Source organism: Heyndrickxia acidiproducens DSM 23148 (genome assembly GCF_000374345.1).
Taxonomy (GTDB): Bacteria; Bacillota; Bacilli; order Bacillales; family Bacillaceae_C; genus Weizmannia; species Weizmannia acidiproducens.
Window position 1 is genome coordinate 40278 of sequence record NZ_KB893983.1, and the last position, 14644, is coordinate 54921.

The 14644-nt window shown below is 46.1% G+C and carries 16 protein-coding genes; 12 read left to right on the plus strand and 4 right to left on the minus strand.

Features of this window, described 5'->3' with window-relative positions:
• The first annotated feature begins 8 nt into the window (after positions 1–8).
• On the plus strand, positions 9–449 hold the full coding sequence (locus tag C232_RS0104735) for a DUF86 domain-containing protein (protein ID WP_018661822.1): 441 nt from the start codon (positions 9–11) through the stop codon (positions 447–449).
• Between the two features lie 53 nt (positions 450–502).
• A complete protein-coding gene (locus tag C232_RS0104740; RefSeq protein ID WP_018661824.1) occupies positions 503–1267 on the plus strand; it encodes a TIGR01457 family HAD-type hydrolase in 765 nt (254 codons plus the stop codon).
• A gap of 108 nt (positions 1268–1375) precedes the next feature.
• Here C232_RS0104740 and C232_RS0104745 read toward each other — a convergent pair whose 3' ends face one another.
• Positions 1376–1861, minus strand: coding sequence for a phosphatidylglycerophosphatase A family protein (locus tag C232_RS0104745; protein ID WP_040399965.1), 486 nt, complete (start codon positions 1859–1861; stop codon positions 1376–1378).
• Positions 1862–2024: 163 nt separating this feature from the next.
• On the opposite strand from C232_RS0104745, the gene yutH reads away from it, so the two are divergent.
• Positions 2025–3041: a spore coat putative kinase YutH gene (yutH, locus tag C232_RS0104750; protein ID WP_018661828.1), complete on the plus strand. Its 1017-nt coding sequence runs from the start codon at positions 2025–2027 to the stop codon at positions 3039–3041.
• Positions 3042–3094: 53 nt separating this feature from the next.
• On the opposite strand, the gene C232_RS0104755 is transcribed toward yutH, so the two are convergent.
• Positions 3095–3388 carry a NifU family protein gene (locus C232_RS0104755; RefSeq protein ID WP_422723653.1) on the minus strand — a complete coding sequence of 98 codons (294 nt, stop codon included), beginning with the start codon at positions 3386–3388 and terminating at the stop codon, positions 3095–3097.
• Positions 3389–3506: 118 nt separating this feature from the next.
• On the opposite strand from C232_RS0104755, the gene C232_RS0104760 reads away from it, so the two are divergent.
• Together C232_RS0104760 and C232_RS0104765 are read left to right on the plus strand one after the other, a co-directional pair.
• Positions 3507–3866 (plus strand): YuzD family protein, encoded by a 360-nt coding sequence (locus C232_RS0104760; RefSeq protein ID WP_018661832.1) that lies wholly within the window; start codon positions 3507–3509, stop codon positions 3864–3866.
• Positions 3867–3928: 62 nt separating this feature from the next.
• Positions 3929–4291, plus strand: coding sequence for a HesB/IscA family protein (locus C232_RS0104765; RefSeq protein ID WP_018661834.1), 363 nt, complete (start codon positions 3929–3931; stop codon positions 4289–4291).
• 112 nt (positions 4292–4403) lie between these two features.
• On the opposite strand, the gene C232_RS0104770 is transcribed toward C232_RS0104765, so the two are convergent.
• On the minus strand, positions 4404–5402 hold the full coding sequence (locus tag C232_RS0104770) for an NAD(P)/FAD-dependent oxidoreductase (RefSeq protein WP_018661837.1): 999 nt from the start codon (positions 5400–5402) through the stop codon (positions 4404–4406).
• Between the two features lie 372 nt (positions 5403–5774).
• Here C232_RS0104770 and C232_RS0104780 point away from each other — a divergent pair, with 372 nt between their 5' ends.
• The 4 genes from C232_RS0104780 (at position 5775) to C232_RS0104795 (ending at position 10162) form a co-directional block, all read left to right on the plus strand.
• Positions 5775–6995 (plus strand): NAD(P)/FAD-dependent oxidoreductase, encoded by a 1221-nt coding sequence (locus tag C232_RS0104780; RefSeq protein WP_018661841.1) that lies wholly within the window; start codon positions 5775–5777, stop codon positions 6993–6995.
• A gap of 402 nt (positions 6996–7397) precedes the next feature.
• A complete protein-coding gene (locus C232_RS0104785; protein WP_026314483.1) occupies positions 7398–7715 on the plus strand; it encodes a YuiB family protein in 318 nt (105 codons plus the stop codon).
• A gap of 103 nt (positions 7716–7818) precedes the next feature.
• Positions 7819–8460, plus strand: coding sequence for a 3D domain-containing protein (locus C232_RS0104790; protein ID WP_018661845.1), 642 nt, complete (start codon positions 7819–7821; stop codon positions 8458–8460).
• 199 nt (positions 8461–8659) lie between these two features.
• Positions 8660–10162, plus strand: coding sequence for a leucyl aminopeptidase (locus tag C232_RS0104795; RefSeq protein WP_018661847.1), 1503 nt, complete (start codon positions 8660–8662; stop codon positions 10160–10162).
• 23 nt (positions 10163–10185) lie between these two features.
• Here the strand turns inward: C232_RS0104795 and C232_RS0104800 are convergent, their stop codons facing one another.
• Positions 10186–10422, minus strand: coding sequence for a hypothetical protein (locus tag C232_RS0104800; protein WP_018661849.1), 237 nt, complete (start codon positions 10420–10422; stop codon positions 10186–10188).
• 186 nt (positions 10423–10608) lie between these two features.
• On the opposite strand from C232_RS0104800, the gene C232_RS0104805 reads away from it, so the two are divergent.
• From C232_RS0104805 to C232_RS0104815, 3 genes are read left to right on the plus strand one after another with little or no spacing between them, the layout of a single operon-like run.
• Complete coding sequence (locus tag C232_RS0104805) at positions 10609–12243, plus strand: spore germination protein (protein WP_018661851.1); 1635 nt, start codon at positions 10609–10611, stop codon at positions 12241–12243.
• On the plus strand, positions 12240–13454 hold the full coding sequence (locus C232_RS0104810) for a Ger(x)C family spore germination protein (protein WP_018661853.1): 1215 nt from the start codon (positions 12240–12242) through the stop codon (positions 13452–13454). The genes C232_RS0104805 and C232_RS0104810 overlap by 4 nt, the downstream gene beginning before the upstream one ends.
• A gap of 19 nt (positions 13455–13473) precedes the next feature.
• On the plus strand, positions 13474–14592 hold the full coding sequence (locus C232_RS0104815) for a GerAB/ArcD/ProY family transporter (protein WP_018661856.1): 1119 nt from the start codon (positions 13474–13476) through the stop codon (positions 14590–14592).
• Positions 14593–14644: the final 52 nt, after the last annotated feature.

Consider the following 14644-nt stretch of genomic DNA (forward strand, 5'->3'; position numbering starts at 1 on the left):
GTGACGGTATGTATTTTGTAGATCGCGAAAAAATAGAAGAGACGCTTCAATTTATGGAAAAAAGACTGACCATGTTAAAAGCACAGCAGACGTGGCACACTGAAGTTGAGAAGGCCGCATTGGAGAGAGCTGCCGAAACCGTGATTGAGGCGGTCCTGGATGTGGGGAACGCGCTGATTGACGGGTTTATCATGCGCGATCCCGGCAGCTACAAAGATATTATTGATATCCTGCTCGATGAAAAGGTACTGCCTGCAGAAACAGCGAAAAAACTGACTGAAGTGATTGCTTTCCGGAAACAGCTTGTCCGCGGGTATACACGCATTGATCACGAAGCACTTGGCCGGATGCTTCTGGATCATCTTGGGGCACTTGGGGAATTTCCTGAAAGAATCAGGGTTTATCTGGCCAATGAACTGGGGCCGGTAAATGCTTTTAAAGGTGAATAGCGGCCGGTTACTTTGGATCAATCAGCAGAATTAGAGATGAAAGGATTTGCAGCATGAAAGAATATAAAGCATACTTAATTGATTTAGATGGCACCATGTACCGCGGGACAGAAAAGATTGAGGAAGCCGGCGACTTTATCCAGCGCCTCAAGGCAAAGGGCATCCCGTATTTGTTTGTCACGAATAACTCTTCACGGACACCGGCGCAGGTTGCCGAAAAATTGCGCGGATTTGAAATTCCGGCTGATACTGAGCAGGTTTTCACGACATCGATGGCGACTGCGCAATATATTTACGATGAGAAAAAAGACGCCTCGGTGTATGTGATTGGGGAAGAAGGGATTCACGCGGCGATTAAAGAAAAAGGCTTCACCATAACCGAAGACCATCCTGATTATGTGGTGTTCGGCATCGACCGCGAAATCACTTATGAAAAACTTGCCATTGGCTGTATTGCCATCCGCAACGGCGCCAAATTTGTCTCAACAAACGGGGACATTGCCATTCCGACTGAGCGCGGTTTGCTGCCTGGAAATGGTGCGCTGACTGCTGTTTTGTCGGTCGCCACCCAGACGCAGCCGGTTTTTATCGGGAAGCCTGAGTCCATTATTACAGAACAGGCGCTGGCCTATATCGGCACGAAAAAAGACGAAACGATTATGGTCGGGGACAACTATGATACCGATATTTTAGCAGGAATCAGAACCGGCATTGACACCTTGCTCGTCCATACCGGCGTCACCACGAAAGAGATTCTGAAAACAAAAGAGATTATGCCGACCTACACGATTGACTCGCTCGATCAATGGAAAATTTAAGTGTGCATAAAAGCTTGGAAAGAACGGGTAAAACCATGCCTGTTAAAATCCAGGATCGTTTATACAGCAAAAAAAACGGGGGCTATTCCCCGCTTTTTTTGCTGTTTTTTATGGTTTTACATGGGCGGCACGGTGCGCATGGCGGCTGGCGGCAGCTGCTGCAATTGCCCCGACAATATCATCCAGGAATGTATGGCATGATCCGTCCGAATGATCGTTCAGTTTCGCTAAAATGCCCGGCTTTTGTTTATCAATGTATCCGTAGTTTGTAAATCCGATTGACCCGTAGACGTTCACAATCGACAACGCCATAATTTCATCGATCCCGTATAAACTTTCATCGACGGCGATGGTGCTTTGCAGCGGCTCATCCAGCAAGCCCTTTTCGGCTAAAACGTCCAACTGGATCCCCGTTACAATGGCGTTTTGCACTTCACGTTTGGATAGCACAGCATTGACGCTTTCAATACAATCCTCAAGCGTCATTTCAGGATAATATCTTTTTTGCAAATAAAGGACGAGCTCTGCTATATCTTCGACTTTAACGCCGCGCTCCTTTAATCTTTTGCGTGCAATTTGTTCGGAAATATCCATTTTTTTTTGACTTTCCACTTTTTTCACCCTCTAAAGTTGATATGAAAACTCCATTGTCTATTAGCATGATCATTCTAATTGATTTTATGAAAGCAAGCAAGAAAATGCTTTCTTCACATATAATGATTAAAGCATTTCAGTTTTGTTGGAGGAGGGGCAAATTTTGTCGCAGGCGATCCTGAACAAGTATTATGGCATTCAAGCAGAAACTTCATTTTTTGACGGGAAAATGGTCAGGTATGCAGCCAATGGCCGGCTCTACACCCTTGTCCCCGTTACCCAAATACCGGAAAACGTTCTTGCTGAATTATATGAAATGTCCCGGCATCTCGTGACGTGCGGGGATCGTTACGTTTCAACTTTCTATCCGGCAAAGGATGAGAAACTGTTGATTACGGATGATGAAACCGACTATTGTTTGCTTGAAAATGCTTATTTAAAACCGGCCGCCAACATCCGTACCGGCAGGAAACTGGCTAAATTCCATCTGCGCGGCAGAACCATTCCGGTGGCAATCAGCGCCACCAGCCGGATGGGGGAGTGGAAACATTACTGGGAGAAGCGTCTTGAACAGATGGAAAAAGTATGGTACCAAACAGTAGAAGAGCATCCGGACGACCCGTTTGAGCGCATGTTTATAGAATCCTTTCCATATTATATGGGACTGTGCGAAAATGCGATTCAGTATGTCGTGGATACGGAAATGGATGACACCCCGGCGGAAAGCGATGCCGGCACGATCTGCCATGAACGCTTTGCAGCCGGGACCTGGGGACGCAAATATTTAATCCATCATCCATTTGACTGGGTATTCGACCATGCCGGCCGGGACATTGCAGAAAAAATCCGCGAGCAGTACCTTATGAAGCAGCGCACGTTCCGCCCGGAAGTACAGGCTTTTCTGCGCCAGTACCAATCGCTTTCCCCATTATCTGCCTTTTCGTGGCGGCTGATATTCGCACGGCTTTTATTTCCGCTCCATTATTTTGAATGTGTGGAAGCTTATTTTCTTTCCCATTCAGAACGGGACCAAAAATTATATGAAGAAAAACTTCAAAAAATTTTACGCGACACCAGGCATTATGAGGCTTTTTTAGCAGAGTTTTATGATCTGGCCGAGGTGCCGGCAAGAAAACAAAAAATCCCGGCTGTCGGCTGGCTTAAAGCCGGCAGCCATTAAAAAAAGCGACTTCATAATAGAAATCGCTCTGAAATCCCATTTACACTTTCGCATTAAAAGACTTGTTCAACTTCCACGATACCGGGAACTTCTTCAAAAAGCGCCCGTTCAATGCCGGCTTTTAATGTAATGGTTGAACTCGGGCAACTGCCGCATGCCCCAAGCAGGCGAAGTTTGACAATGCCGTCTTCAACGTCAATCAATTCGCAGTCGCCGCCGTCGCGAAGCAGAAATGGGCGAAGTTTATCCAATACTTCCTGTACCTGTTCCGTAATGGTTTCTGTAGGCATGTGATCGCTCCTTTCCATATTCCCATTATAATCAGGATCTGAGAAAAAATCTATTATGGATGATTATTAATTGGAATATAGTGTTTTCCTTTGGCGTGCCATTTAGTACAATAAAGAAAAAACCGTGCGCAATTTTTCTAACAGGCAGAATGGTTAACATGAGAGGGGCGGGGAAATGGAGAAACCCATCACAATTCAAGTATACGGAGCAGAGGTCATATGCGCAAGCTGTGCCAATGCCCCGTCATCGCGTGACACGTTTGAATGGATCGAAGCTGCGCTGGCCCGCAAATTCCCGGGGCAGCCGTTCAGCATGCAGTATATTGATATTTTCAATCCCCCGGACAAAACAGAGGAGCGCGCTTTTGCGCAGAAAGTCCTGGATGAAGATTTGTTTTACCCGGTTATTACGGCGGACGGCCGGATCATTTCAGAAGGGAATCCGCCACTAAAAAAGATTTTCGCTGTGATGGAGGCATATGGGTATACGCCGGTTAAAGAACCCGGCACTTTGCGGAAGGCCGAAACACGATAATTGTTTTCAATTGTATAAACGTTTATAATCATGATAAACGGTAATCAAAAGGGGGTGCAATGATGGGCGAAGTGGTAACCATTACGGAAGCGGCTGCTTTTCAAATCAAGGATATGATGGAGAAAAACGATGAGCAAGATGCTTATTTTCGTGTTGCTGTCAACGGCGGGGGCTGCAGCGGTTTATCTTACGGGCTTGTATTTGACCACGAGCAAAAGGCAGACGATGGCGTTAGCGAGCAGCATGGCATCCGCATTCTCGTGGATAAGGAGAGCGCACCTATTTTAAACGGGACCATTATCGACTACAAACAGTCGATGCTTGGCGGCGGATTTACCATTGATAATCCCAATGCCATTGTTTCTTGTGGCTGCGGTTCTTCTTTTAAAACAGCTTCAAAAGCAGGCACACCTGAAAATTGCTGATGCATTCGCAACCATTGGATAAAACAATGAAAGCCTGATTTTTATTTTCAGGGGCAAAACAAAAAACGGCAAGGCACTGATACAGGTGCCTTGCCGTTTTTCATGGAGAAAATTATGATCCAAACAAAGAAGTGCTGTGCATCGGCTGGACGCGTGCTTTCGGATCGAGATAAGCTTTTGCGTTGCTGACCGCAGTCGTGGCTTCGCCGAAACCGGTCACGATTAATTTGACCTTGCCGTCGAAAGTGCAAATGTCCCCGGCGGCATAAACACCTGGAATATTCGTTTCCAATTTTGAATTGACAACAATCGAGTTCTTTTGGATTTCCAAGCCCCAATCTTTAATCGGGCCCAATGAGGAAATAAAGCCATAATTGCAAATCAGGGCATCAATCTCAATCGTTTCTTTCCGCTCACCCTTTACTTCTTCTATCGCCAGCTGCGAAATTTTATGGCCATCGCCCGTAATGCCGCTTGCGACAAACGGAGTTTTAATCTCTACGCGGGAATTTTTTAATTGTTCAACTGTATGCTCATGGGCACGGAATTTATCACGGCGGTGGATCAGCGTCACTTTTTCCGCAATCGGCTCAAGCATGAGCGCCCAGTCGACAGCGGAATCACCGCCGCCAAGAATCGCGACCTTCTGCCCGGCAAACTGGTCGATGCCGTTGACAAAGTAGAAAAGATTCTTCCCTTCATATTGCGCAGCATTTTCCACTTCCAGGCGGCGCGGCTGGAAAGCGCCGACGCCGGCTGTAATGATAACGGCCTTGGAATGGTGAATCTCCTGATCGGTTGTTAATGTAAACATGCCGTCGTCGCTTTTTTCAAGATTCGATACGGACTGGCCGAGGCAGACGGCAGGCTTAAACATGGAAATCTGCTCTTTCAAGTTATTGACGAGGTCCTTGGCTTTAATTTTCGGGAATCCGGCAACATCATAGATATATTTTTCAGGATAAAGGGTAGCCAGCTGTCCGCCAAGCTGCGGCAGGCTTTCAATAATTTTTACGGACATTTTCCGTAATCCGCCGTAAAAAGCCGTAAACAAGCCGGTCGGCCCTCCGCCAATTATGGTGATATCATAAACGGTCTGATCTTCTTTCAACGAAAACCCTCCAATACGCTTCATTCGATAACATCATAGCATACTTTCCCCGTTTACGCACAAAGCCTGTCCGGGGAGGGAAAACGGAAAAATGCGATCAATCACCATTACAAAAACAGTAATTTTGTTGAAAAAACATACGAAAAAGCATATGATAGAGATAAGGAAATGTGAATTTTTTGTGACAGTTTCAAGCAGAAATTGGGCAGCAGGAATGAAAAACAACGTGAACAAATTCACAATCTCATCTGTTTCTTAATCGATTCGTTTGCATGGCAGGCAGCCTGTCCGGGGATTGATCAGGGAAAATATGAATGAAGGGACCACGCCCACGGCTGCCGGGCATAAAATTTATAAATGGAAGTGATAAAAATGGGTAGACCAAAAGTTGTTGTGTTGGGTGCAGGCTATGGCGGGCTGATGACCATAACGCGCCTGCAAAAGCAAGTATCAAAAGCGGAAGCTGAACTCGTATTGATCAACAAAAATGATTACCATTATGAGACGACTTGGCTCCACGAAGCATCCGCAGGGACACTGCACCATGATCGTGTGCGTTATCCGGTTAAAAATGTGCTGAACGAAAGCAAAGTGAAATTCATCCAGGCTGAAGTTCTGCGCGTTAAGAAGGATGAAAACAAGGTCGAGTTAAAAAATGGGGAAGAAGTTTCGTACGATTATTTGGTCATGGCGCTCGGATCAAATGTGGAAACATTCGGGGTCGAAGGCTTGCAGGAGTATGCTTTTTCGATCACAGATGTAAGCGCTGCCCGAAAAATCTGTGAGCATATTGAATGGCAATTTGCAGCCTATCAATCGGAAAAAACGAAAGACGAAAGCCGTTTAACAATTGTTGTCGGCGGCGCCGGTTTCACCGGTATTGAGTTTCTCGGCGAACTGGTCAACCGGATCCCGAAGCTTTGCCGGGAACACCATATTCCGCGCGAAAAAGTCAGGATTGTTTCTGTCGAATCAAATCCTGTTGTATTGCCCCAGTTTGACAGGGAACTGGTTGATTACGCGCTTTCTTACCTGGAAAGCAAAGGCGTTGAATTCCATATTGGAACAGCAGTCAAAAAAGCAACAGCTGACGGGGTGCTGGTCGGCAAAAAAGGGGAAGAACCGCAAAAAATTAAAGCCGGTACGGTGATTTGGTCGGCGGGGGTGCGCGGTAATGCGGTGATTGACAAGTCCGGTTTTGAGAATACCCGCGGCCGTGTGAAAGTAAATCCGGATTTAACGGTACCGGGTTATGAAAATATTTTCATGATTGGGGATTGTGCGCTCATCATCAATGAAGCGGCGAACCGCCCATATCCACCGACCGCTCAGATTGCCATGCAGCACGGTGAAGTGTGTGCACGTAATCTTGCCAAACTGATCAAAGGCAAGCATGATTTGGAAACGTTTGTCTTTAACGACCGGGGTACGGTATGCTCTTTGGGTGAAAACAATGCGATTGGCGTTGTGTTCGGAAAAAAACTGAAAGGCACCTCTGCTTCAGTCATGAAAAAAGTCGTCGATGACCGCGCCCTCTACCTGATCGGCGGTCCGGGGCTTGTTCTAAAGAAGGGGAAATTTAACTTTATTTAGATAGAAAAGCGGAGGCGACTGTTCATCGGCGTACGGATTTCATGGACCGCGACTGAGATAAAGGAAACACGGTGAGGGACGAATCGATGTTGACTTATCGTAGGGAGGGGGCAAGGAAATCCGCTAGCCGATAGGAGCCGGAGCTGGACAAAGAAAAGCGGAGGCGACTGTTCATCGGCGTACGGATTTCATGGACCGCGACTGAGATAAAGGAAACACGGTGAGGGACGAATCGATGTTGACTTATCGTAGGGAGGGGGCAAGGAAATCCGCTAGCCGATAGGAACCGGAGCTGGACAAATAAAAAAATAGAGAGCACTTCCAATTGAGATTGACACAATTCAGTCTATTCTGTATACTTAAGATAATGTTTGGGGGGTGCGGAGAATGACAAGCCATTTGATGAGTATTCCGGTACTGATCATTTCCATGGTCCTTTTTCTCGTCTTGTTTTTCGGCATCGGTTTTATCACCAATATGCTTTTGCGGATGACATGGGTGCTGGCTTTTGCCTATCCAATCATTGCCCTTCTCATCATTGACCAGGTCAAATTTTCCATGTATTTTACGGATCCGCAAGCGGCATTTCGGCACTTGGGTGATAAACTCACTTCTTTATACTTATCCGATATTTTAATTCTTTCCAGCGGCCTGGCGGGAGCGGTACTCGCAGGGATTGCCATCCGGCTGCTGCGGAAAAGCGGATACCAAATGTTTTAAAAAAGCTGCCACCATCTCCCGGGCAGCTTTCCTTTTTTCTTTCCTCCTCCATGCATATTCCAAAAGCCCGTTGGAGACAATAGCTTTAGGAGGAGTGAATCAATTGAAAAAGAAAAAATGGATGATCCGCTTGTTGATGATATTTTTAGTGATATGGGCGATATTATCCACTTTCCAATCGATTTCCGGAGTGAAAGCGGCGGGCCAAAACGGGCAGACAGCAAATCCCGTGTGGAAAAGTTTAAAACCATTGAGAAACGAATGGCTCTCATCCGATGACAAACCGCTTAAAAAACAGCCTTCATCATTAGATGCCTATAACTGGAGCGTCTATCCGAAAAAACAGGTGACCGCTACAGGCTATACGGCCGGCGTGGAATCCACAGGCAAATCCCCGGATCACCCCGGTTACGGCATTACTTATTCCGGGGTAAAAGTAAAACGGGATTTATACTCCACCATTGCTGCGGATACGAATGTTTTCCCGATCGGAACCGTCCTGTATATTCCCGGTTATGATTTCGGAGTGGTGGCCGACACAGGCTCCGCAATAAAAGGAAACCGGCTGGATCTTTACTTTGAGACCGTTTCGGACGTATACAAAAATTGGGGAAAACAAACATTGAATGTTTACGTCATCAAAATGGGCAACGGCACCCTGACGGAACAAGAACTTGCCGAAATGAACGAAGACAAGGCTATGCAAGTGTTCAGGCAACAATATATCAAATCAAAACCCGAGTAGCGCAAAAAAGAATTTGCGCTCAATTTTTGTGCTTGGGATCTGCGCCACGCGGAGCAAAGCTATTACAGGAATACCTAACACTGTTTGAAAAATCGAGATCACAACCCCGGAGCAATTGCCCGGGTTTTTTGAATTTTAATCGATCTAATCCGTTAGTAAGCTGCAATGAAGCCATTATAATAAAACAGAGGTGATTCAAATGTTTGAAATTCGGCATCAGGATCCGATCGGGTGCCAGGAGGATTGTCTGATCATCGGACTGCAAAATGTGCAGGATAAATTCGGCGGCAGGCTTTCCCTTTTGGACCAACAGTTCAATGGTGCGTTAACAGAGCTTGTAAAATCAGGCGATCTGTCCGCAAAATGTCATTGCCTTTCTGTCATTCATACCTTGGGGAGAATGCAGGTAAAACGGATTGTTTTTGTCGGGCTTGGCAAACCGAAGGAATTAAAAAAACAGGACTTAAAAAAAGCATTTGGTAAAGCGTTCAAGCAAATGAAAAAAATGCGCTGGACATCTGCCGGTATTGCCCTTGATACATTTACAACGGTACACATCACCGCTTTGGATGCGGCTTTCGCCCTCAGTGAAGCATTACCGCTTTCGACGTATGAATTTGAAGGCTATAAGCGCAAGCCGAATATTCCGGATGCACCGGTTGGCAGGGCGGCAGTCTTTGCTGATGGTAAGGATGAAGAAGAACTGAAAGCCGTTTTGAAAAAAGGCTATGTTTATGGCAAAGCTACAAACGCGGCACGCACGCTTGTGAATATGCCATCCAATCTTTTAACGGCTTCGCAGCTTGCGGTTTACGCACGGCAGCTCAGCCGGAAATATGATTTTGAAATCGAAATCCTTGAAAAAGAAGAGATGGAAAAACTGGGGATGGGCGCACTGCTTGCGGTCAATCAAGGGTCAGTTGAACCGCCCAGGATGATCGTTCTGAAGTACCAAGGCAAAGCGGAGTGGAGCGGTGCCCTCGGACTCGTTGGAAAAGGCGTTACTTTCGACACAGGCGGTTATTCGCTGAAAACGAAAGCAGGTATGACCGGCATGAAAACAGACATGGCCGGAGCTGCAGCCGTATTTGGTGCAATGGAAGTGATCGGCGAACTGCAGCTGCAGCAAAATGTGGTCGCTGTTATTCCGGCAACAGACAATATGATTAGCGGAAACGCCTTTAAAGCGGATGATGTCATCACCAGCCTCAGTGGGAAAACCATTGAAATCCTGAATACCGATGCGGAAGGCCGCTTAATCTTGGCGGATGCCGTTACCTATGCGAAACAGCACGGTGCCAGCTATATTGTTGATGTTGCGACCTTAACCGGCGGCGTGATTACAGCATTGGGCCGGGACAAAACAGGCGCGATGACAAACGATGAAGTTTTCTTTGAAAAAGTTCTGGAAGCTTCTGCTGAAACGGGGGAGTTTATTTGGCGCCTGCCTATCACAGAAGCCGATCAAGAAAAGATCAGAGACAGCAAAATAGCTGATCTGAATAATTCTCCCGCGCGTGAAGGCCATGCGATCATGGGCGGGGTGTTTATCGGCGAATTTGCAGAAAACACGCCATGGGTCCATCTCGACATTGCCGGAACAGCAACAGCGGAAAAAGAGAGCGATCTGGGGCCGGCCGGCGCAACCGGTGTGATGGTTAGAACGTTGGCCGTACTGGCAGAAAGAATGGCGGTAAAATGAATTTTTTCATGCGGATCCCGGCTTTAGTTGCTGTTTTGGCCAATGGAAAGCTTACGTTTTATATAAGGGATGCTGACTTTTAAAATTAACAAAGCAATCAGTAATCCAAGCAGAATCCGGTCAAAAGTATCAAATTGGTTAAGCGCTGCAAATGGATGCAGAAATGAAGCAAGAAGCTTCCGGCACATCATGAAATCAACGAACACTGTTAATAGATACAGGTAAATTGAAACAACTGAAATCAGCAGAAATAATTTCATGGATTCTCCATCCTTCTTCATAATTCTTTTTAAATGAAACATACTAAGGGCAACGGCTGTATTGGAAAAGGCTGCAGCTATTCATAGTATGTGCGGGCATTTCCGCCGCTAAGCTGTTGTTCAGCTGGATGGATTGGGAAAAGCTGGCGCAAATCGAATGTTGCATGAAGAGAATGGAGAATCCATATGCCATTTTGGTGGAGTAAATATGTAAAAGCTGTAAAAAAAAATCAAAAAAACGGCAGCAATCTAAGAGGCAGTGATACAAGCGGCACGGCGAAAGAGATTCCCATAGAGCGCATGGGCACAAGCCTGAAAAAACGGCTGGATCAGCTAAAAAAAGCGACTGGAAACAGTCCCGATTTCGTGATCCATGAATTTATCATCGGACGCGAAGCGAATGTGCCGGCTGCAATGATTAGTCTCGACGGATTAGATGACCCTAAAATGGTCAATGAAAATCTGCTTGAAACGATCATAAACAACCCGGCAATCGACCCTTACTTGGAAAGCGGGAATGTGCTGGATGACTTAATGAAGCATGCCATAAAGATCGGCGGCGTCAAAACCGTCATGAATTGGAACGATTTGTTTTCCCATCTTCTCTCAGGCGATACGATCCTGATGATTGATCAGGTGTATGGTGCATTAAGTATCAGCACAAGAGGCGGAGAAAGGCGTGCCGTTGAAGAACCGGCAACAGAAGTAACCGTCCGCGGACCGCGTGATGGGTTTACAGAATCGATCCAGGTCAATACATCACTAATCCGCAAACGCATTAAAAATCCAAATCTCTGGATGGAATCGATGAAAATCGGCGAGGTGACACAAACAGAAGTGTCACTCATGTACATAAAAGGAATTGCAAATGACAAGGTCATTGAAGAAGCCCGAAAGCGTTTGAAACGCATCAAAATCGATTCCATTTTAGAATCAGGCTATATTGAACAGCTGATTGAGGATAAGTCGTTTACTTCTTTCCCGACAATGTACCATACGGAAAGGCCGGATAAGGTGGCTGCAAATCTGCTGGAGGGGAGATTTGCCATTTTAGTGGATGGCAGCCCGTTTGTTTTGATTGCGCCGGCTGTTTTTATCCAATTTTTCCAGTCGGCAGAAGATTATTACTCGCGTTTTGACATTGCCACTGCGATCCGGTTTTTAAGGGTCCTGGTCTTTATGATTTCGCTGATCGGGCCGGCTTCATATGTCGCTGCGACTACCTTCCATCAGGAAATGATTCCGACACAGCTCATTTTTAATTTGACGGCGCAGCGGGAGGCCATTCCGTTTCCGGCGTTTGTAGAAGCGATGTTGATGGAAATTGTGTTTGAAATTTTACGCGAAGCCGGCCTCCGCCTGCCAAAGCCGATTGGGCAGACGGTTTCGATTGTCGGGGCACTTGTCATAGGGCAGGCGGCCGTACAGGCCGGTCTCGTTTCGCCGGCAATGGTCATCGTTGTCTCGATAACCGCGATTGCCAGTTTCGCTACACCGGCGTTTTCAATCGCGATTTCCGCACGGCTTATCCGTTTTTTGTTTATGTTCCTGGCAGCGACATTTGGTTTTTTCGGGATCATTATCGGATCCATCGCTATGGTGATCCACCTTTGCAGTTTAAGGTCGTTTGGTGTTCCGTATATGATGCCGTTAGCGCCATTCGTAGGGGAAAATATCGGAGATGCCATCTTAAGGAAGCCGTTATGGGCAATGAAAGAAAGGCCGAGATTGGTCAGCCAGAAAAATATCATGCGCCAGGGTGAAAATCAAAGGCCGATGCCCCCCGGCCGCCAAAACCAGGGAAATGGGGATTCGCCATGACGAGAAGACCAGTTCGATTTTTTGTTGTATGGTTATTGGCAGCAGGCCTGCTTACAGGTTGTTGGAGCCAGAAAGAGTTAACGGATTTGGCATTGATCAGCGCGATTGGGGTGGACCGGCTTGATAATGGGAAGTACCTGCTCACGTTTCAAATTGTGAATTCGTTAAATATACCGGGCAGTGCACAAAATGGGGGCGGCGGCCAGGGACCGTCTGTGAACGTTTACCAGACAACCGGCAGAAGCGTGACAGAGGCGCTCAGACAGGCATCGTCCGAAGTATCGCGGCGCATATATTTTGCACATGTAAACCTGCTGCTGATCGGGGAAGATACTGCAAGAGAAGGCATCTATCCGATATTAGATGTTTTTGAAAGGCATCAGGAATTTCGTAATACTGCGACAGTAGCCATTGCCCGGAATGGAGAGGCTGAAGATGTTCTCAAAATATTAACGCCGATTGACAGAATTCCTGCCAATAAAATTAATAAAACACTGGAATATGCCGAGAAAAATTCCGGCGGCAAATTGAAAATTAGTATGGCTGAGCTCATAGATACCATTGATGCAACGGGAAAAGAAGCGGTAGTCGGCAGCTTTAAATTGATCGGCGACCCGAAAAAAGGGAAGATGCAGGACAATTTGAATCAGACAGCTTTATCCAGCTATTTAATCGGCTCGGGTATCGGCCTGATTAAAAATGGCAAGCTGATTGGCTGGGTGGAGGGTTCCACTGCGCGCGTTCTGACCTGGCTTTTGCAAAAAACACAAGGCACCACGATTCCGCTCGATTGGAAAGGGCACCGCAATGCGATTAGCATCGGGGTAACGGATAGCCAGGCAAAAGCAGTGCCCGTTATCAGAAAGGGTAAGCCGGAAATGGAAATCGATGTCAGACTGCAGGGGAGCTTATACGAGCTTGATGTGCCAATCAATGTTATGAATCTGGAACAAATCAACGCCCTTGAAAAAGCTTATGAGAAAAAAGTGGAAGATCAATTTTACCGGGGCATCCGTGCTATCCAGCAAGACCAATGTGATGTTTTTGGATTCGGGGAAATGATCCACCGCCATGATCCGAAAGCATGGCAGGCTGTAAAGACAAACTGGAACGAGAAAGGTTTTGCGCGCTTAAAAGTAAACGTGCATGCCCATGTTGTGATCAGCCACTCGCAATTAAGAAATAACTCTTTCCGTTCAAATATAAAATAACTGTGGGGCCTGGTGATCAATGGAAAAGGCGAAAATAACAGCTTACCAATTATTTGTGCTCATCTTCATGTTTGAACTCGGCAGCTCGCTGCTTTTGGCACTCGGCATTGGTGCCAAGCAGGATGCCTGGCTCGCTATACTCGGCGGCTTGTCAGGCGGGGTATTTTTATACTATCTCTATTTTAAAATATATTCGTTTTACCCTGGCCTTTCTTCTGTCCAGGTCCTTTCTAAAATCTACGGAAAAGTTTTAGGCTGGATCTTAGTCTTTCAATTCGGCGTTTATTATTTATATTTGGCGGCGCGCGTGTTGCGTGATTTCGGGGGAATGCTGGTGATTACAGCTTACCCGGAAACCCCGGTGTTTATCGCAAACGCGATTATGATACTCTGCGTAGCCTACGGAGTGAAAAAAGGGATAGAAGTCGTGGCCAGGACCGGGGAAATCTTTTTCGTTTTTCTCTATTTGCTTGCCTTTATGGGCTTTGTATTGATTCTTGCTTCAAAACTGGTCGAATTAAACCTGTTGAAGCCTGTTCTTGAAAATGGATTAAAACCGGTGTTCAAGTCCATTGCAAAAGAAACTCTGTATATTCCATTTGGGGAAGCCATCGTTTTTTTTACCATTTTCCCTTATTTGAGAGACTTAAAAAAGGTGAAACAGGCTGGATTGGTTGCAATCTGTTTAAGTGGAATGAATATTGCGATCGCAATGGTGATGAATATTACGGTAATCGGGGTTGAAGTCACCCAGCGTTCTCCTTTTCCGCTATATATCACGATTCAGCAAATCCAGCTCGCCCACTTTTTGGAGAGACTGGATGTTTTCTTTATGCTGGCTTTGATCATCGGCGGTTTCTTCAAAATAACGATTTACTTTTATGCAGCGGTGATTACTTTTACAGAGTTATTTAAGATCAAGAACTACCAAAAAGTCGTTTATCCGTTTTGCCTCGTGATATTATGCGCCTCGGTCATGATCGCGGCCAATTATGCTGAACATATCGATGAAGGGATTAAAGTGGTACCGGTATTGCTCCATTTTCCTTTCCAGGTTGCTGTCCCGATCTTAACCTTAATCGTTGTGTTTGTGAAGGAAAAACGGAAAAAGAAAAAGCTGAAGGCTTCCGCTTCTTAATGCCCAGTCCAATGCCTGCCACATGCATAGATTAGATATAAGAAAGACAAAA